Annotated in this window: 9 protein-coding genes and 1 tRNA gene; 5 read left to right on the top strand and 5 right to left on the bottom strand. The window is 59.2% G+C overall.

All coding sequences use genetic code 11. From position 1 onward, the window contains the following. Positions 1-14 precede the first annotated feature (14 nt). Entirely contained in the window at positions 15-1,040 is a 1,026-nt protein-coding gene (gene aroF, locus SH292x_RS14980; RefSeq protein WP_442481820.1) for a 3-deoxy-7-phosphoheptulonate synthase, read from the bottom strand. Between the two features lie 120 nt (positions 1,041-1,160). Continuing rightward, complete coding sequence (gene pheA, locus SH292x_RS14975; RefSeq protein WP_442481819.1) at positions 1,161-2,210, bottom strand: prephenate dehydratase; 1,050 nt, start codon at positions 2,208-2,210, stop codon at positions 1,161-1,163. A 402-nt stretch (positions 2,211-2,612) separates the two neighbouring features. Between pheA and dnaK the strand changes: the two genes are divergently transcribed. The 3 genes from dnaK (at position 2,613) to clpB (ending at position 9,366) form a co-directional block, all read left to right on the top strand. Continuing rightward, on the top strand, positions 2,613-4,529 hold the full coding sequence (gene dnaK, locus SH292x_RS14970) for a molecular chaperone DnaK (RefSeq protein ID WP_442481818.1): 1,917 nt from the start codon (positions 2,613-2,615) through the stop codon (positions 4,527-4,529). Between the two features lie 1,052 nt (positions 4,530-5,581). Next, entirely contained in the window at positions 5,582-6,583 is a 1,002-nt protein-coding gene (locus SH292x_RS14965; protein ID WP_442481817.1) for a glycoside hydrolase family 43 protein, read from the top strand. Positions 6,584-6,720: 137 nt separating this feature from the next. Then, entirely contained in the window at positions 6,721-9,366 is a 2,646-nt protein-coding gene (clpB, locus tag SH292x_RS14960; RefSeq protein WP_442481816.1) for an ATP-dependent chaperone ClpB, read from the top strand. Positions 9,367-9,446: 80 nt separating this feature from the next. Here the strand turns inward: clpB and SH292x_RS14955 are convergent, their stop codons facing one another. The 3 genes from SH292x_RS14955 to SH292x_RS14945 form a co-directional block, all read right to left on the bottom strand. Next, positions 9,447-10,295, bottom strand: a complete 849-nt coding sequence (locus SH292x_RS14955; RefSeq protein ID WP_442481815.1) for a LamG-like jellyroll fold domain-containing protein — start codon at positions 10,293-10,295, stop codon at positions 9,447-9,449. Positions 10,296-10,567: 272 nt separating this feature from the next. Continuing rightward, positions 10,568-12,442 carry a beta strand repeat-containing protein gene (locus SH292x_RS14950; protein ID WP_442481814.1) on the bottom strand — a complete coding sequence of 625 codons (1,875 nt, stop codon included), beginning with the start codon at positions 12,440-12,442 and terminating at the stop codon, positions 10,568-10,570. A gap of 313 nt (positions 12,443-12,755) precedes the next feature. Beyond that, positions 12,756-12,947, bottom strand: coding sequence for a DUF6800 family protein (locus tag SH292x_RS14945; RefSeq protein ID WP_442481813.1), 192 nt, complete (start codon positions 12,945-12,947; stop codon positions 12,756-12,758). A gap of 316 nt (positions 12,948-13,263) precedes the next feature. Between SH292x_RS14945 and SH292x_RS14940 the strand changes: the two genes are divergently transcribed. Both SH292x_RS14940 and SH292x_RS14935 read left to right on the top strand, forming a co-directional pair. Next, on the top strand, positions 13,264-14,232 hold the full coding sequence (locus tag SH292x_RS14940; protein ID WP_442481812.1) for a PEP-CTERM sorting domain-containing protein: 969 nt from the start codon (positions 13,264-13,266) through the stop codon (positions 14,230-14,232). A 61-nt stretch (positions 14,233-14,293) separates the two neighbouring features. Next, positions 14,294-14,380: transfer RNA gene (locus tag SH292x_RS14935), tRNA-Ser, on the top strand. The last annotated feature ends 256 nt before the right edge of the window (positions 14,381-14,636 follow it).

The following is a 14,636-nucleotide window of genomic DNA, read 5'->3' as shown; positions in this document are numbered from 1 at the left end:
AACGGGGAACGCCTCTAGAACGTTTTGCCCACGACCGCCGCCACCTTCCGAATCTGCGCGGCCAGTGTCGCGTACTGCTCGGGGAGCAGCGCTTGCGGGCCGTCGCTCATGGCGTCTTCGGGGCAGTTGTGGACTTCGATGTGAATACCGTCGGCGCCACTCGCCGCGGCAGCCAGGGCACACGAAGGGATGATTTCAGGCCGGCCCGTGGCGTGGCTCGGGTCGACAATGATTGGCAAGTGCGACATCAACTGCACCTGAGCCACCGCCGCGATGTCGAGCATGTTGCGGCACGCATTATCGATGCCCTTGATGCCACGCTCGCACAGCACAACCTGCATCGAGCCGCTCGCGATGACGTACTCGGCGCTCATTAGCAGGTCTTTTACCGTCGCCGCCATGCCGCGTTTCATCAGCACGGGCTTACCGGTCTTGCCGACTTCGGTGAGCAGGACGAAGTTCTGCATGTTCCGCGCACCGAGCTGAATCATGTCGGTGTATTCGGCAATTAGTTCTACGTGACGGGGGTCGATCGCCTCGGTGACGGTCGGTAGGCCATGCTTCCGTCCGACATCGCGCAGAATCTTGAGGCCCTCTTCGCCGAGACCCTGAAAGGCGTACGGGCTGGTGCGTGGCTTATAGGCGCCGCCGCGGAGGATATTAGCCCCCGAAGCCTTGATCGAGCCGGCGATCTCGTCGAGGCGCTCGGCACTCTCGATGGCACACGGGCCGGCGATCATGCCAAAGTGCCCGCCGCCGATCTTGGTAATCGTTTTGCCACTGCCAACTTCCACAATGGTCGACTGCGGATGCGCCTCGCGGCTCGCCAGTTTGAAAGCCGGCAACACGGGCACCGCCTCCTCAACGCCCGGAATCGCCATGAGCGGGGCGGAGCGAATCTTCTCCTCGTCGCCAATCACACCGATGACGGTGCGGTAGGTACCCTTGCTCAAATGAGCCTGCAAGCCCATGGCTTCAATGCGTTCCACCACATGAGCGACTTGCTCTTCCGTGGCACCGTTCTTCAGAATAATGATCATGGGGGAGGGGAAGCCTGGTTACTCGGGATCGTAGCCGGATTCGCAAGAATTCGGGCTGTTGGGGAGAAGTCTGAATTCTGGCGAATTCAGCTACAACCGTGGGAAAATCGTCCCCAAATCCTAGCCGATTGGCTCCCGATGCGCATAGGACCCGAGCACCACGAGCTGCTGGGCCTTCTTCTCCAGGGCCCCGATCGCCTTCTTGCTGCGGGCTTCGGTGGCGTGGCCGACGAACTCGATGAAGAACAGGTACCGACCCCGGCTTCCCGCTACCGGGAAGCTCTCGATCCAGGTCATATTCAGCCGATTCCGTTTGAACACGGCCATCGCATCGGCCAGGGCGCCCGGCTCGTGGCTGATTTCGAGCATGAGGGCCGTTTTGTCGTTGCCCGTCTTCTTGGCCATCTCGCGGCCAATAACCGCAAAGCGAGTCACATTGTCCTTATTATCCTCAATGTTCGCCGCCAGCATCGAAAGGCCATACTCCGTGGCTGCCTGGGCGCTGCAAATCGCCGCCACCGTCGGGTCGCTGGCGGCACGCTGCGCGGCGTCTGCCGTGCTTGCCACCGGGTGGCACTCGGCTTGTGGCAGGTGCTTGGCGAGCCAGTTTCGGCACTGCGAAAGGGCTTGGGGTTTGCTCTCCACCCGCCGAACCTGCGACCGTTCGCCCGAGCCCACCAGGCAGTGGTGAATCGTAAGGGGCAACTCGCCACAAATGCTCACGCTCGCCTTGGAGAAGCACTCAAGTGTGTCGCTCACCCGGCCGTCGGTTGAGTTCTCCATCGGAACAATGCCGTATGCCGCCGTGCCACGTTCGACTTCTTCGAACACCGCGGCAATCGTTGCGACAGGCACTAACTCGGCCGCCGCGCCGAACTGCTCGATGGCCGCGATGTGGCTGAACGTGTGCTCGGGGCCCAGGTAGGCGATTCGCTCGGTGTGGGCGAGAGTCCGGCACGCGGCGACAACCTCACGAAACACCGCCGCCACCGCGTCGCCCGCCAGCGGGCCGCGATTGCGCTCGACGGCTTTCGCCGCCGCATCGCGACCGACCTCGTGATCCCGTGCCGCGAGCTCCGCCCGCGCGGCGAGCAGCTTCAGCAACTCGCGATCGAGCGCGTCGATCTCGCGGCTGGGACCCGAGGGGCGTGTTGTCTTCTTTTTGGCCATTTGTGATTCCTCTGCCTAAGCCGCTAGCAGCCGCTTGCGGATTAGCCAGCCCAAGTTCGGTAACGCAATTGTAGCTCCCCACACCGACTGCCAAGTTGGCTGCCAGTTTCGACACGGATGCCAGTGCTAGCAAACCCCCAACCGTCAATTTGGCAGGCAATGACTGGCCACTCCCAAGTGTCCACCGTCCGGAGGCAAGTTGTAAGTCTTTGTCGATAAGTAGTTTACGTCATTGTAGGGTGACCGCCAAGGGATCGGCACGGCCTTTGCTTTTGTCCTGCCGCGTACCGGTACGTACTGTCCGGTCACAACCTAAACTTACCTACCCGAGTTAACAATATTACGTTCGCATCGCCGCCCATTCGTAGGTGGCGGCACCCCGCGAAGAGAGAGAGGATTCTCATGGCTAGTGGCGAAAAAATCATCGGAATCGACCTGGGCACCACTAACTCCGTGGTTGCCGTGATGGAAGGCAAAGAAGCCAAGGTCATTCCCAATCCCGAAGGCAATCGGCTGACCCCCAGCGTGGTCGCGTTCACCGACAAGGGCGAAGTGCTCGTCGGCGAGCCCGCACGTCGCCAGGCGGTCACCAACCCAACCAAGACCATCTACTCCATCAAGCGCTTCATGGGCCGGCGTCACGGCGAAGTGGCCGGTGAAGAGAAGATGGTGCCCTATAAGGTGGTCGGCGGTGCCGACGACTACGTGAAGGTCGATATCGCGGGTAACGCGGGTAAGGAGTTCACTCCCCCCGAGATCTCCGCCAAGATTTTGGTGAAGCTCAAAGAGTCGGCCGAAGCGTACTTGGGTCACAAAGTGAACAAGGCCGTCATCACGGTGCCCGCGTACTTCAACGACGCCCAGCGTCAGGCGACCAAGGACGCCGGTCAAATCGCCGGCCTCGAAGTCGCACGCATCATCAACGAGCCGACCGCTGCGTCGCTCGCTTATGGTCTCGATAAGAAGGCGCAAGAGACGATCTGCGTGTTCGACCTTGGTGGTGGTACATTCGACGTGTCGATCCTCGAAGTGGCCGATGGCGTGTTCCGCGTCATCAGCACCAACGGCGATACCCACCTCGGTGGCGACGACTTCGATCAAGCGTTGATCAACTACGTCGCGGACGAGTTCAAGAAAGAGCAGGGCATCGATCTCCGCAAGGACACGATGGCTCTGCAGCGTCTGCAGGAAGCGTGCGAAAAGGCCAAGAAGGAGCTGAGCTCCGCCCAGGCTACCGACATCAACCTGCCGTTCATCACCGCCGATGCCAGCGGGCCAAAGCACTTGCAGCTCAACATCACCCGTGCCCAGTTCGAACAACTGGTCGACGGTTTGGTGGAGCGAGTGCGTGGTCCCGTGATGCAAGCGCTGAAGGACGCCAAGCTCGATCCGTCGAAGATTGACGAAGTGGTGCTCGTGGGTGGTTCGACGCGTATTCCCAAGGTGCAGGAACTGGTCAAGGCAATCTTTGGCAAGGACCCGCACAAGGGCGTGAACCCCGACGAAGTGGTGGCCGTTGGTGCCGCGATCCAAGGTGGCGTGCTCGCGGGCGACGTGCAGGACATCCTGCTGCTCGACGTGACGCCGTTGTCGCTCGGTATCGAAACCCTGGGTGGCGTGATGACTAAGCTGGTGGAGAAGAACACCACCATTCCGGTCGAGCGCAAGCAGGTGTTTAGCACCGCCGACGACAATCAGACCGCGGTGACCGTTCGCGTGTTCCAGGGCGAACGCGAGATGTGTGCCGACAACCGGCTGCTGGGCGAGTTCAACCTCGAAGGGATCCCGCCAGCGCCGCGTGGCGTGCCGCAGATCGAAGTGAAGTTCGACCTCGACGCCAACGGCATCCTGAACGTGGCCGCCAAGGACCTCGGTACCGGCAAAGAGCACAAGGTGAAAATCGAGCAGTCTTCCGGTCTCAGCGAAGCCGAGATCAAGAAGATGCAGGAAGACGCCGCGGCCCACGCCGACGAGGACAAGAAGAAGCGCGAGCTCGTCGAACAGCGCAACCGCGCGGATAGCTTGGCCTACCAAGTCGAGAAGACCTTGAAGGAAAACGCCGACAAGATCAGCGATAACGACAAGGCCCCGATCGAAGCGGCCATCGCCAAGGTACGCGAGAAGGCAAAGGGCGACGACCCGGCGGCCATCAAGTCCGCCGTGTCCGAACTCGAAGCCGCCAGCCACGCGATGAGCGCGGCGATGTACAGCAAAGCCTCGGCCGACGGCTCGAACGTCGACGACCAAACCGCCGGCGCGACCGCCGGCGGCAAGGACGACGACGTGATGGACGCCGAGTTCGAGGTGAAGGAGAGTTAAGCGGACCTGCTACGCACGAATGAATTGCGAAAGGGCAGGTGTGATGAGCACCTGCCCTTTTTGTTTCCGATACCACAGATTGAGTTACGAAGTAGAAGCAGCTTATAGCTCGTACGTCGACGGTACGTTATTCAAGTAAACTCTCACTGGACAATGGCGAGGCCGTGCATGGCGGAGTCCAATCAACATCTTCTGGAGGTCGAGTACAGATTGCTTCAAGAGCACGTACAGTTCTTGATGGAGCAGCGAATGAAGATATTCGACTTGTACGGAAAGATCGTCCTTATTCCTGCTGCGGTCACTTCCTATCTAGGAATCTCGGCGTCAGTAGACGCGGCTAATTCACCATCTCTTGGTAGCCATCTGTCGCCCAATTGCGCTGCTTGGGTACTGTATGGACTTACGATCACGGCGCTATGCTTATACATCTACTACTGTCTAGTGACCCTAGCTTCGAGTGAATACTTCGCAGACATCAAATTGATAAGAAAGCATGTCAGCGACAAACTTGGAATCGAAAGCCTACTGCTAACACGCAGTGGCCTTACACCCAACGCGCGGGGATTATTAAATCGAGCGGGAGATTACGTCCCGTTTTTCAGAGGGATGGCGTTTGCGTCTTTGACTTCGCTCATCGCCAGCCTAGCCGTATTCATCCAGCTCGCAAATCCTTGGATCGCATTCGTGGCCTACGCTATGCTGATCGGCCTTCACTGGGGTATCTATTCGCTACTAATGAGCGATGTAACTCCAACATCTGCTTTTCGACATGCGTGGATATTGCTCAAACGAAAATGGCAATAATCTGGAGCTAGTCCTGCCTAGCGGGGGTGTGGAGATTGACTGGGAAGCTGTGCCAAAACGTGATTCCTCTCAAATTCGATCAGCCTACCGGCAGAATTGGACCAAAATTGGAGCATCAAGCCCTGCGATTTTTCGCTATTTTCTGACCGCATGTTTTTTGGGCCAAGCACGCACTCCACCAGCGCTGTAGAATGCGGCCGTCTCACGTAAGAAAACGGCCTTCATAAAACGCCATTCCAACACCTGTCATGAACTCTTCCCTTTCGACGTTTGTTAGTTCGCTTGCCATTGCCTTTCTGCTCGCGACCTCCCACGCCCACGCCGAGAACCCCATCGACCCCGGTTGGTACGCCGACCCTGAGGTTGCGGTATTTGGCGATCGGTACTGGATCTATCCGACCACTAGCGCGCGGTACGAAGACCAGCTTCATTTCGACGTGTTCAGTTCGCCCGACCTCGCGAAGTGGACGAAGCACGAGCGGGCGCTCACCAGCGATGACGTCGAGTGGGCAAAGCGGGCCATGTGGGCTCCGTGTTGCGTTGAGAAGGATGGCAAGTACTACTTGTTCTTTGCCGCCAACGATTTGCAGCGGCGGGGGCGTGGGAAGTTTGATCCGGCTCAGCACATCGGTGGCATTGGTGTCGCCGTGGCCGATGCGCCCGAAGGTCCGTTCAAGGACTACCTCGGTAAGCCACTACTCGGTGAATTCCATAATGGCGCGCAGCCGATCGATCAGTTTGTTTACCACGGCAGTGACGGCAAGTGGTACTTCTACTACGGCGGTTGGGGCCATTGCAACGTCGGCGTGCTGAAGGACGACTTTACGGGCTTTGTTCCGTTCGAAGATGGCAAGCTGTTTCATGAGATCACACCAAAGGGTTACGTCGAAGGGCCCGTGCTGTTCGAGCGTGAGGGCAAGTACTACTTCATGTGGTCGCAAGGTGGTTGGGGCGATCCAAGCTACCACGTTGCCTACGCCATCGGCGATTCGCCGACCGGGCCGTTCAAACGGATTGGCACGGTATTAGAGTCCGATCCAAAAGTTGCCACCGGGGCAGGGCACCACTCGGTGCTCAAGTCGCCCGCGAATGGAGAGTGGTACATCGTGTATCACCGCCGCCCGATTCCGAACGAAGACCGCGACCACCGCGTCACGTGTGTCGACAAGCTAGAATTCAACGACGACGGGACCATCAAGCCCGTGAAGATGACGTTTGAAGGAGTGGCGCCGAATCCCCTCAAGAATTAGTTGCGATGCTGGGTGGCTGGCGACGAGTTCCACGAGCCCCCAGATGTCCCAACTGTGGGCTCGCAGGACTCGACCACAGCCACCCCTTAGACTCGTTCACCTAGTAACTTACTCACCTACTAACCCTTCTCACGAAAATGGCTTTTCGATTCGATAAACTCACGACCAAGGCGCAGCAGGCGGTGCAATCGGCGCAGGAACTTGCGGCGAACGCGGGGAATCCGCAGATTGAGCCCATGCACCTTTTGGCATCGCTCCTCGGCGAGACCGATGGCATCATTCGGCCGTTGCTTTCAAAGATGAACGCGAACCTTGGCCAGTTGCAGTCGATCGTCACGTCGGAACTCTCGCGCCTTCCCAAATCCAGTGGCGGTTCGCCTCCAGGCATTGGTGCCGATTTGAACCGTGTGCTTGAGGCTGCGCAGAGCGAAGCCGAGGCGATGAAGGACGACTTCGTTTCGACCGAGCACTTGCTGCTCGCGCTCGCCAAGACGAAGTCCAAGGCCAAGGACTCGCTCGAACTCAACGCCATCACCGAGAAAGACTTGCTTGCGGCGCTGCAGCAAGTCCGCGGTTCCGCGCGGGTGACCGATCAAGAGCCGGAAGGAAAGTTCCAAGCCCTCGAAAAGTACGGCATCGACCTAGTGGCTCGCGCGCAGCAGGGTAAGCTCGATCCGGTGATCGGTCGGGATCAGGAAATTCGCCGCGTGATTCAGGTGCTTTCGCGTCGACGTAAGAATAATCCGGTGCTGATTGGTGACCCCGGCGTTGGCAAAACGGCCATCGCCGAAGGCCTGGCGCTGCGCATCGTGCAGGGCGACGTTCCTGAAAGTCTCAAGGGCCGCCGCGTGGTGGCGCTCGACATGGGGTCGCTCGTCGCTGGTGCGAAGTTCCGCGGTGAGTTCGAAGAACGGTTGAAGGCGGTGCTTCGCGAAGTCGAAGACGCCGCGGGTAACGTGGTACTGTTCATCGACGAACTCCACACCGTTATCGGCGCGGGAGCAGCCGAAGGCTCGGGCGACGCGGCGAACTTGCTGAAACCAGCGCTAGCGCGTGGCGAGCTGCGGTGCATTGGCGCGACGACGCTCGACGAGTACCGCAAATACATCGAGAAGGACGCCGCCCTGGAGCGACGTTTCCAGCCGGTGTTCGTCGGCGAGCCAAGCGTCGAAGACACCATCGCCATTTTGCGTGGTCTCAAGCCACGCTACGAAGCGCACCATCAAGGCGTGAAGGTGAAGGACTCGGCGCTAGTGGCTGCGGCGGAGTTATCGGATCGCTATATCGCCGACCGTCACCTGCCCGACAAGGCGATCGACTTGGTCGACGAAGCGATGAGCCGTTTGGCGATGGAACTTCAAAGCGTTCCACAAGAAATCGACGAAGTTCAGCGGCGGATCACGCAGCTCGAACTCGCCGCCCGGCAACTCGCTGAAGAAACCGAAGAGCACGCGAAAGAACGTCTCGCTGAGATCAACACCGAGATGGAGACCCTACGCCATACTTTGGCGAGCCTCCGCGAGCAGTGGGAAGCCGAGAAGCTGGGCGTCGGGGATGTGGCGAGCGTTCGTCAGCAACTTGAAGCGGCGAAGCTGGCCTACGATCAGCAGGCGACGGCCCTCAAGGAGAAGCAGTCGAGCGGTCAGTATCTGGACGAGCGCGACTACCAAAAGCTCTACGAACTCGATCAGGCAAGGCTGAAGCTTGAGAAGCATCTCGAAGAGATCGAGGCCCGCCAGGACGAGTCGAGCGCGAAGCCAACCGACACTAAACGAAAGCTCCTCCGCCAGCAAGTCGGTCCCGACGAAATCGCCGAGGTGGTAAGTGCGTGGACTGGCATCCCCGTCACTCGCATGATGGAGACCGAGCGGGCGAAGTTGCTGGTGCTCGAAGAGCGTCTGCATCAACGCGTCATTGGCCAGAACGCCGCAGTCGAAGCGGTGGCCAACGCGGTGCGTCGCAGCCGGAGCGGTTTGCAGGATCCGAATCGCCCCATTGGTTCGTTCCTGTTCTGCGGCCCGACGGGCGTGGGCAAGACCGAGCTTTGCAAGGCGCTGGCTCAGGTGATGTTCGACGACGAGAATGCCATGGTGCGGCTCGACATGAGCGAGTTCATGGAGAAGCACACCGTGAGCCGTTTGATCGGCGCGCCTCCCGGGTACGTCGGCTACGAAGAAGGTGGCAAGCTCACAGAGGCAGTTCGTCGTCGTCCCTACTGTGTCGTGCTGCTCGACGAAATCGAGAAGGCGCACCGCGATGTGTTCAACGTGCTCTTGCAGGTGCTAGACGATGGACGCTTGACGGACAATCACGGACATACGGTCGACTTCACCAACACGATCATCGTGATGACCTCGAACGTCGGCAGCCAGATGATTCAAGAGCTGGCCGCCGAAGGTGGTTCGGCGGAGGAGATGCACAAGGCAGTGATGGACGCCCTCGCGGCGCGATTCTTGCCCGAGTTTCTCAACCGCATCGACGAGATCATCGTGTTCGAGCCACTAGCGCGGGATCAAATCCGTCGCATCGTGGACCTGCAGATCGCGCACCTCGAGAAGCTGCTCACTCGCCAAGGGCTGCACTTGGTCGTGACGGATGCGGCGAGGCAAGAGATTTCGAACCGCGGCTACGATCCGCTTTTTGGTGCACGTCCGCTCAAGCGGGTGGTGCAGCAGCAATTGCAAAACCCCCTCGCCACGGAGCTCTTAAAGGGTGAATTCCCCGAAGGAGCGACCGTCGAGATCGGCTACGACGGCGACGCGTTTACGTTTGCTCGTAAGTAAGCGACGTAGTAGACAAAAAAAACCGGCCGCGGCGATCAGATCGCTGCGGCCGGTGAGCGTTTCAAGTTAACCGCGAAGGCCTAGCCGAGCCGACGACGCATAGCGACGATCGCCAAGCCCAGCCCACCCAGGATTAGGTAGCTGGCGGGCTCGGGAATCTGTCCGGTATTGACGACCGACGTAATCTGGTCGAACGACAGCGCGTGATCGTAGATCTGAAACAGGTCGATCGAGCCGTTCAGGTCAGCGTCGCCATATCCGACGGCGGATCCAAGGTAGAATTCGCCGATCGTTATACCAGCGAGTGTCCTTCCCTCCAGCCCATTCGGATCGGTGCCGACCGTTAGCGAGTTCGCATCGCCATCAATGGACAGGTAGGACGTCAAGCTGTTGTTGGTCACGTCCCAAACGCCAATCATCCAGTACTCGGTGCCAGTGGCGAGTACGGCGGTCCCAATGGCAGTTTGCTCAGCAGTATTGCCGTTTTTCAGCGAGACACTGCCGACATTGCCGTTCGCCCCGCGTCGGGGAGTTAGGTCCAAGTACGAGTGCGTGTTGCCCTGGCCAGCCATGAATAGTTTGGACCAATTTGACTGCGTGTTCATGGTGAACTTTGCAGCGATGGTCAGTTGTGAAGCACCGTTAATGGTGCTTGCCAACTCTGTGAGCGAACCATCGACCGCGTAGGCATTGTTGGTGCGAAGCGAAGTGGTGCCGCCGTTGCCGACGCTGCCAGGCAAAACGAGTCGGCCACCGGAAATCGACGCGTTGCCATTAACCGTTAGATGGGCCGTACCCACCGAATCGTAGGCCACACGTCCGCCATTCTCACTGAAAGCGTACTGATGAACCAACGCCGCCTTGGCGCTGATCGAAAGCAACGCGGCAACGGCCACGGCCGTCGATAGAACTAGCTGGAATCTACTCATGTTGCGTCTCACTAGACTAAAATTCCTGGTACAAAACTAAGCCCGCGGGTAGCACTTCCGCACCGCGGTATAAAAATCGACTTAAGGCAAGGAGCGATCGCGGACTCGAGCTCCGTCTACTGTCCACCTTTGTGCGGCTGTCTTCGAGCAACTGGTACGATGTTTCAAATCGAACAGATGTGTCAGCAACTGGCGGGGTGAACAGCAAGATCGCCGGCGGTGACGTTTCTTTCGCCACCGCCGGCAATCACTTCGATCAAGACCACAGTCGTTTAACCGAGGCGACGACGCATGGCGACAATCGCCAAACCCAGGCCACCGAGAATCAGGTAGCTGGCGGGCTCGGGAATCGCGTTCGCTCGCAGCCAAACATCGCCGGCCACGCTGTAGTCGATGGTGTAATCAATCGAGCTACCCGAGGTGGCAACGAAGGCGCCTTGGGCGAAGTTCGAGAACTCACCTTGGCTAGTTGCGCCGTCGATTAGCAGAAGGTCTGCAAGTCCGAGGTAGGCCGAGAGATTGACCTCCAGCGTGTCGTTGGCATTGAGCAAATTGACGTCGCCACCAACCACAATCGAGCTGATGCCGTTGGCGTCGGCAGTGTAGGCCACCTTGCCCGTGCCGAATTCGTTGGAGTTGAAGTTCTGGGCAACGTCGATGGTGGCGGTGCTTCCAGTAATGCTGAGGGTACCGTTACCCTGTCCACCGTGAGCAATGAGGAGCGAGCCTTCGATGTCGAGCTCGCCGCCGCTGATGCTCACCACGCCAGTGCCATTCTCGGCGACCCAGAAGCTGTTGTTGGTGTTGAAATCACCAGCGGTAATGTTCAACTCGCCTTTGCTTCCGCCAAAGGCTCCGACCACGGTATTGCCGTCGCTATTGGCCACGGCATTAACGGTACCACCATTGAGGTTGTACTGGCCCAAGTTCGGACCCGCACGGCCGATGGCAAACCAGCGATTGCTAGTGACGCTACCGCCGGTTTGATTGACGGTGGCAGTGCCCGCGTCGCCGACGAAGAACTCGCCATTCGACGAAACGATTGCCGCGCCCGAAACATTCAGCACACCCACAGTATCTGGACTGTCCGCAATCACGAAGTTGCCGGTACGCGTAGCACCACGAAGTTCACCTCCGCTGATGGTGTAGCTGCTGTTGCTAGCGCTACTGCGGCCGATCGCCACCCAGTTCTCCGACGTCACGAGGCCGCCTGATTGGATGATCGTGGCATCGCCGTTCTGTCCGACCCATAGTTCGCCCCGAGTGGTAACAGTGCTATTCCCCGAGATATTCGCCGAAGCGGTCGTGTCCCCTTGATCAGCGAAGATCAGATGTCCGTCGCCAACAGTGTTGGCGTTGAAAGTACCACCGGTCATATTTAGCTCGCCGTGCGAAGCACCATCGCGAGCGAAGACGGTCCAGCGACCGGAATTGAGCACGCCGCCCGACATGTTGACCACGGCGTTGCCGAGTTTGCCAAACCACGACTCGCTATCGAGGTTGTTGAGCGTGCCGTTGTCAATATTGAGCGTGCCTGAACTCAGTGCCCCACGCCCGACTTGAAGAGCCGCTTGCTGATCGTTGTTGAAGGGACCCTGGCCAGTAAGGTTGAGGGCTCCTGAAGTATTGACGTTTACGGTGCCGGTGCCATTGACGTAGTAGTCCAAGCCGACCGGCGACCCGCCAATCCAGAGCTTGCCGGCGTTGAGCGTGCCCGAACCTTGGCCGAAGCCCGTCGTGGTGCCGCCGACCGCGGAAGTGTCCGCAAGGTTGTACGTGCCGGTGCCGCCGTTGAGTCCAACGACCACCCAGTCATTGGTGTCTCCGGTCAGCGTGGCTTGGCTAAGCGTGCCAGCCGTGTGATCGAGGCGGCCGACGGCGGCATCGCCAATGTAGATGTCCTCGGGGGTAATCGCCGAGTCACTGCTGATCACGGGAAAGCCGCCCGGACCCGCCGTGTTGTTGACTGTCAGATTACCAGTCGGCAGTACGGGATCCGTGTCCCAGTTGGCCGGATCATTCCAAGCGCTATCAACGTCGCCGACCCAAACTCCGGCAGAAAACGCCGGTTGAACTGCAAATCCAGCCACCGAGGTGGCCAGTGCGCACGAGATGGTGCGCAGGGAACTCCAAGTGTGTCTCTTCACTAGTGCTTACTCCCAAAGATTGCCCCGCACTCGCCGCCTGGCGGTGGGTGAGATCGAAAAGGCCTGCAAGGATGCAGGGGGCGCGGGTCTACGGGAGCCCGCGCTCCGCCTATGTTGCAATCACTGCGGGTTGCCCAGAGTGTCCAAGATTCTGGAGAAAAAAGCTCAAAACTTTCCCAGACGTCCTAAAACACCGGAAAAGTAGAGATTTAGAGAGATCTTGAGAGCGCGGGAAAACGCGCACCCACAGGCGCCAAGGCCTGCGGGGCGGCGATTAGTAAGCAAATAAGAAAGAGGGAGAGGGCCGCTGAGACTAGCGGTCCACTTCTTCGAGCTTCCAATTGTGGATCAGCAGCTCGGCACCCGGCGTCATGGCGCGCAGCTTTCGGGCAATTTCGCCCTTCTCGCTGGTCGTAGCCTTCGCGAGGCGGGTTTTCAGGTGATTCAGACTCTTTAAACGCTTCCGCCGGCGACGGATTTCGCGTTGTCTTTCGCTTCCAGCCATCAGTTGCTCTCCAGCCTTATACCTACCTGCAGCCGACCCCGTCTCAAAGCGGGGGCGGAGCTGCTCGTGTGCAAACCGCGGATTGTAACTGCTTCGAGGCTGGAACGAAAGCCGCGTTAGCCCGCGGGTACCGCCGGCAAAGATCGTAGGCTTCGCGCCCCGTTTTTTGAACTAGGCAAAGTCGTATCCCAATAATTACGCTCCAGTTAGAATCCGAACTGTGGTCGGGGGCAGGGGGCGGGCGCTTGCATTTCGCCAGACTGCTGCCGGTCTAACTTTTCTACACCTTGGGAGGGTGCGGCATATGAAGCGACTAATGACGTGTATTTGGGCATGTTTCTTTGCGGTTCCGGCGCTGGCTGCCCCCACTGTCGACGGGAGCAAGGATGGTCAGTACGGTGGGGCGCGGGCGGTTCAATCCGTGAATACCGAGTTTGGCGACAATCTGGACCCCGCTGGTTTTGGCCCGGGGGGCGAGCTGAACGCGGCCTACGCCATGACTGAAAATGGCCGCTTGTACGTCATGTTGACCGGCAATGTCCAGCAAAATTTGAACAAGCTCAGCGTATTTATCGACTCCAAGCCGGGTGGCGAGAACGTTCTCTCGAATGGGCCCCGTTACGATGTTAATAACGTGAGCCAGAATTTCGGTGGTTTGACATTCGATGCCGGCTTTGCCGCTGACTACCACCTGTTTGGCCGCTGGGATGGCGGGGCGTTTCAAGTGGATATCGTCGATCGCGAGGGGGGAGCCTGCACTACGGACTGCGGCGGAGACACGGGAATCGCCTCGATGGGCGCCGGAACTGGGATCCAGAGCGGCACCGTGTTCGGTAGTGGCGTTGGCACTGCTTCCTATCTCAGTTCGCCGGTCCATTTCGGGTTCAATAATACGAATATCGCCGGCGTTGTCAGTGGTGTCGGTGCAGCAAACCAAGCCAATGCCCTAGCGGTGACCACTGGTTTCGAATTCTCCGTGGCCCTCGCCGATATCGGTAGTCCGACCAACGGGGACATCATTCGAATCCACGCCGTTTACGGCAACGGTGACAATAATTTCCACTCCAACCAGACCCTCGGCGGCCTTCCGTCGGGCACCGCCTTTCTGGGTGGCAACGGCGAAGGCGGGTTCACGGGTAGCCTCTCTGGCGTGGATTTCAACGAGTTTGCGGGCGAGCAGTACTTCTCGCTAACCGTGCGCGGCGAACTCGTCCCCGAGCCCTCGTGTCTCTGGTTAGCCGCATTCGCCGTCTCGGCTTTTGCCCTTCGCCGCCGCCGGCTATAAAAGGTGGGCCGGGCAATAAGCGGTCCGGCGAGACTTACTGGGTGCCTCCAAGCACCTCGACGGTCGGGTGGCCGAGCGGTTTAAGGCACCGGTCTTGAAAACCGGCGTGCGCGAAAGCGTACCGTGGGTTCGAATCCCACCCCGACCGCTCCCTGTTTCGGGTGCGTCATGCCGCTATGCTCGTTCGCGTGATTGTTCCGTAGGGGGTTTCGGCTAATATGCAGCTGCCCCTCGCGCAGCAATGTATGGGGAAAGGTGGGGTTTTCCGCACCGAAGGCCGGCGTCAAGCGACGGGGGGCTCCGTCTCATTCGGGGAGTTTCCGCAGCGCAACACGTGTTTGCGAAATTTTCCAGATTCTTGGCCAATATCTGGAACCTCTCTGTATAGCCTTCTGAATAAGGGG

Origin of the sequence: Aeoliella fuhlenseeensis (genome assembly GCF_052161615.1) — a bacterium.
Classification (GTDB): domain Bacteria; phylum Planctomycetota; class Planctomycetia; order Pirellulales; family Lacipirellulaceae; genus Aeoliella.
The sequence above is the reverse complement of the archived record's forward strand: the minus strand, read 5'-3'. Positions and strand labels throughout refer to the sequence as shown.

Bases quoted from the DNA above. Each gene is read 5' to 3' on its own strand.
- aroF (WP_442481820.1), bottom strand. From the start codon at position 1,040: ATGATCATTATTCTGAAGAACGGTGCCACGGAAGAGCAAGTCGCTCAT.
- pheA (WP_442481819.1), bottom strand. From the start codon at position 2,210: ATGGCCAAAAAGAAGACAACACGCCCCTCGGGTCCCAGCCGCGAGATC.
- dnaK (WP_442481818.1), top strand. From the start codon at position 2,613: ATGGCTAGTGGCGAAAAAATCATCGGAATCGACCTGGGCACCACTAAC.
- SH292x_RS14965 (WP_442481817.1), top strand. From the start codon at position 5,582: ATGAACTCTTCCCTTTCGACGTTTGTTAGTTCGCTTGCCATTGCCTTT.
- clpB (WP_442481816.1), top strand. From the start codon at position 6,721: ATGGCTTTTCGATTCGATAAACTCACGACCAAGGCGCAGCAGGCGGTG.
- SH292x_RS14955 (WP_442481815.1), bottom strand. From the start codon at position 10,295: ATGAGTAGATTCCAGCTAGTTCTATCGACGGCCGTGGCCGTTGCCGCG.
- SH292x_RS14945 (WP_442481813.1), bottom strand. From the start codon at position 12,947: ATGGCTGGAAGCGAAAGACAACGCGAAATCCGTCGCCGGCGGAAGCGT.
- SH292x_RS14940 (WP_442481812.1), top strand. From the start codon at position 13,264: ATGACGTGTATTTGGGCATGTTTCTTTGCGGTTCCGGCGCTGGCTGCC.